We start from the raw sequence: 4,433 nt of genomic DNA, 5'->3' as shown, positions 1-4,433 counted from the left end.
CGCTTAAGAAAGCAGGCGAGGCCGAGCCGACCAATCTTGAAACATGGCTGGCCCTCGGCTGGTGTTATAAGCGGATCGGCCGGATCGATCTGGCGATTGATGCTCTCGATCAGGCCCTATCGGTCGATCCGCAACGGGCTCTGCTCCATTACAATCTGGCCTGCTATTGGAGCCTGGCGGGCAACGCGCCTCTGGCGCTCCAATACCTGACGCAAGCCTTCTCGATGGATCCGCAATTCCGTCAACTCGCCGAAAAGGAATCCGACTTCGACCCCATCCGCTCCGACCCCGGCTTTCAAAGCCTGACGAGCATTATCGTCTGAGACCGCCTGACAAAATCGCCGGGGAATGCCCGAATTCTGCCCGGGCGCCAGCGCCGCCACGGCTGGCCGACCGAGACTCCATCATCGCAGCATCGGCTCGCGGGTCTTTCTAGATTGCCCTTGTTTCGCGGCTATCACCTTTTCTCCGCCAAGTCTCGATGACATAATCCGAGCGAACTAACCCCAGACTGCGGAAAGCTATGGACAAACGACTTTGTGTGTTGATCGTCCTGGCGGCTGGACGTTCTGCCTTGGCCGATGATCCTCGGCCGCATCGTCTCACAGCAGTTCCCGTTCAACAGGTGACCATTGACGACGATTTCTGGCTGCCGAAGTTAAAAATTTGGCGTGAGGTCACCATTCCGGATTGCCTAACGAAATTCGAAAAAGACCGCGGCGGGGCGATCAACAATTTCGACCGCGTGCGGGATGGCAAAATCGGCGGACATGCTGGACCAGAATGGTATGACGGACTTGTCTATGAAATGATTCGCGCCAGCGCCGATTTCTTAGCCGAACATTCTGACCCGTCGCTCGAAGAGCGGCTCGATGGCTATATCGAGCGAATCGCAGCCGCGGCAGACAAAGACCCGGATGGCTATTTGAACACTTGGACGCAGTTGATGGCCCCTCAGAGACGATGGGGCCTCAACGGAGGAAACGATGTCGCACAGCACGACGTGTACAACGCCGGAGCCTTGATTGAAGCGGCAATCCACTACTACCGCGCCACCGGCAAGACGCGATTGTTAAAGGTCGCCGTTAAACTGGCCAACCACATGGCCGACGTCATGGGGCCGCCGCCAAAAAAGAACATTGTGCCAGGGCACTCACTCGGCGAAGAGGCGCTGGTCAAGCTGTACACTCTCTTTCGGGAGAAGCCGGGTCTGAAGGCCGATGTTGCGGCGCCCGTCGAGGAAAAGCGCTACCTCAAGCTTGCCGAGTTTTGGATCGATAACCGCGGCAACCATGACGGCCGGGTGAACTACGGCGCCTATGCGCAGGACGACAAATCGGTATTGCGGCAAGAGACGATCGAAGGCCACGCCGTCCGAGCTACTCTGCTCTGCACGGGCTTGGTCAGCACGGCGCTGGCGACCGGCCGGGATGATTATTTGACAGAAGCCCGGCGGCTCTGGGAGAACATGGTCGATCGTCGAATGTATATTACCGGCGGGCTCGGGTCATCGGCCGATCAGGAACGATTCGGCGCCGATTACGAATTGCCGAATAGCGGCTATCTCGAGACTTGTGCCGCCGTTGGCGGCGGGTTCTTTCATCACAACATGTGCTTGGCGCTCGCCGACGCACGTTACGCCGACGAACTCGAACGCGCGCTTTACAATGGCGTCCTCAGCGGCGTTTCGCTTAAAGGCGATTCCTACTTCTACGAAAACCCGTTGGAGGCTCGCGCCAACCATCAGCGATGGAGCTGGCACGCATGCCCGTGTTGTCCCCCGATGTTTTTGAAAATGATGGGCGCCCTGCCGGGCCTCATCTACGCTCAAGAGCAGGATGCTGTTTACGTCAACTTGTTTGTAGGCAGCCGCGCGGAATTGACCTTCAGCGGGACGAAGGTCGAGCTTCGTCAAACAACCGATTATCCGTGGGACGGCGAGATTAAGATATCTGTGGCGCCAGAGCGGGAAACCGAGTTTGCCGTCAACGTGCGGCTGCCCGCTTGGTGCCGCGAGCCGGCACTAAGACTGAACGGCAAATCGCTCATCACCGTCGACAGAGTGAGCGGCTACGCTCGACTGCGGCGACGGTGGCAACGCGGGGATGAAATCGCGCTGTCGCTGCCGATGCCCGTCGAGCGCATCAAAGCGCATCCCAAGGTCGCAGCCGACATCGGCCGCGTGGCATTCCAGCGCGGTCCGATCATCTATTGCCTCGAAGGGCTGGACAATGGCGGTCACGTTCGCAATCTCGTCATTCCGTCCGAGGCGGAATTGCGCACCGAGCGGCGGATGGATTTGCTCGGCGGAGTAACGATCATCAAAGGCTCGGCCTTGGCCCTGCATCGAACCAGCCCGCCCGACAAGCTCTATTTCGCGCCCGATCGTTACGCCGGCCTTAGCGAAGTTGAATTCACGGCGATCCCGTACTTTGCGAACGCCAATCGGACGCCGAGCGAAATGCTGGTCTGGGCCGCCGAGACGAAGGATAAGGCCGAGCCGTTGCCCCCGCCCACGCTAGCCAGTCGTGCGACGCCATCGGCATCGCATTGCTGGCAACTCGACACCGTCTCCGCGCTCAATGATCAGCTTGACCCGGCGGCTTCCGATGACACGACGATACCGCGGTTTACGTGGTGGGACCATCGCGGCACGACAGAATGGGTGCAATATGACTTTGAGCGGCCCAAGAAAGTCTCGTCCGTCGAAGTGTATTGGTGGGACGAGCGGCGACTTAAAGCCCATTGCCGAGTGCCGCAGAGTTGGCGACTGCTTTATCGAACGCCCAGCGATGAGTGGAAGCCAGTCCCTCACGCGGCCGGCTACCCCGTCGAGATTGACAGATTCAATCGCGTTAGTTTTGACCCGGTCCAAACCAAGGCATTGCGAATCGAAGTGCAGCTTCAACCAAACTGGTCGGGCGGCATTCTCGAATGGCGCGTGGATTAGCCCCGGTGGGCACGCATCGTACCAATGCAACCCCTCAAGGCATCGCGCTGGCGTCTCGACTTCCTCGCGATCGGCGAGAAGAACTCGTCCGGCAAACGTTTGCGGGCCTGAGTTCCGACCCAGTTCTGAGCCCTGGCGGTTAGAGTTTCACCATGAATTCAGTTCAGCCGCGCCGCTGGTATCGCCTCCACTTCCTCACCTGGATCGCCGTTCTGTTGGAATGCACGGCGCTCGCCTATTGCCAGGTGGTACGCCAGTTTGGTCCGCTTGCCAGAAACGGTGTCCCACCGGGTGGGACCTACGTCGTGGAGTGTTATTTCGGTTGGCCGGCCGTCTTTGAGAAACAAATCATATCTGGCGTAATGACGATTCCGCCCACTGCCGACCGGCCGACATTTAAATACGCGTGGCACTTTCCATCGCTCGCATTTGACTCTCTTGTGTCGCTACTGCTGGTTATTTCTGTGATGTGGGTCATGGAAGCTTGGCTCCGAAAGCCGAAACGCTGGCAGTTTTCGATTCGAGCGTTGGGAGTTTGGTTTGCCGTGGTGGCAGTCGTGCTCACCATACTGAAGCAGCGATCGATCGTGCAAAAATGGATAGTTGACCTGGGATTCGCGCCCGGCAGGCCTTTTGAACCGCATTTTGAATCTCCCGGGACAGATGCGTGGGGATGGGCAACAATCGTCGCGATGTTGTTCGGCATCGGCTGTTTCATTTGGTGCTTCATTCATCAGACCTCGCGAGCCGCAAGCTACCTGATGAGGCGCTTGAAACCGGTGTAGTTCCCGCAAAATCTTTCGGAGAACAAAGGGGACGCGACTCAAATCAGAAACGAGTCGCGTCCCCGTTTCCTCGACCCGACGCTGCCCGCCGAATTCGATCTATACTCAGGCCGCCTTTGTCCGGCAGGCGGCCTCGAATTGGGGACGCACGACCTCATCGCCGGCAAGAATCGCCTCCGCTTGACGATCGCGGGCAAGAATCCGGCCTCGAAGGGTTATTCCTTCGACCTGGATGCCGTCGACCTGCCGAGGGCCAAGTGAGCGAATGGAAGGAGCCGGTCGTCGGCGGGCGATATCGGCGGCTAGCGAAGCGGCTACGACGACTTGTCCGTGCTCACTCTTCGGGTTAGGGTGTCAGAGGCTGCTGGCAATTCCGTATCCCTTTACCAGAGACATTGAAAATGAATATCCCACTCACTCAATCTTCCCTCATGTTCGCCTTGCTTGCCGCTGCCAGCCTCTTGGCACAAGCCAGTCCCGGCCATTGCGACGAAGCCAGGCCGGCGCCAACTACAAACGCCTCCGTGCGTGCAGCGACACCGTTGACCGACGAAATTGCCGCGAAGTTCAACAAAGCGGCGGAAGTCGCCCTAGGGGAAATGACACGGCAGGCGGAAAGCCGCAAGATGAGCGGCGTGGCCGTGGTCGCCCTGATTTCCGGCGAGAAGACCTCCGCTTGGACTTCCCGGATGCAAGTC

5 protein-coding genes are annotated in these 4,433 nt (G+C 58.8%); all 5 read left to right on the top strand.

Features of this window, described 5'->3' with window-relative positions; all coding sequences use genetic code 11:
• Positions 1 to 323 (top strand): tetratricopeptide repeat protein (locus VGY55_12230; protein HEV2970729.1); only part of this gene is annotated, 323 nt, incomplete at its 5' end.
• 200 nt (positions 324 to 523) lie between these two features.
• Positions 524 to 2,950, top strand: a complete 2,427-nt coding sequence (locus tag VGY55_12225; protein HEV2970728.1) for a beta-L-arabinofuranosidase domain-containing protein — start codon at positions 524 to 526, stop codon at positions 2,948 to 2,950.
• 362 nt (positions 2,951 to 3,312) lie between these two features.
• A complete protein-coding gene (locus tag VGY55_12220) occupies positions 3,313 to 3,735 on the top strand; it encodes a hypothetical protein (protein HEV2970727.1) in 423 nt (140 codons plus the stop codon).
• Positions 3,736 to 3,873: 138 nt separating this feature from the next.
• On the top strand, positions 3,874 to 3,996 hold the full coding sequence (locus VGY55_12215; protein ID HEV2970726.1) for a hypothetical protein: 123 nt from the start codon (positions 3,874 to 3,876) through the stop codon (positions 3,994 to 3,996).
• 140 nt (positions 3,997 to 4,136) lie between these two features.
• The coding region (locus tag VGY55_12210) for a hypothetical protein (protein HEV2970725.1) at positions 4,137 to 4,433 on the top strand (297 nt) is incomplete at its 3' end.

This window comes from Pirellulales bacterium, assembly GCA_035939775.1.
Taxonomy (GTDB): domain Bacteria; phylum Planctomycetota; class Planctomycetia; order Pirellulales; family DATAWG01; genus DASZFO01.
The sequence above is the reverse complement of the archived record's forward strand: the minus strand, read 5'-3'. Positions and strand labels throughout refer to the sequence as shown.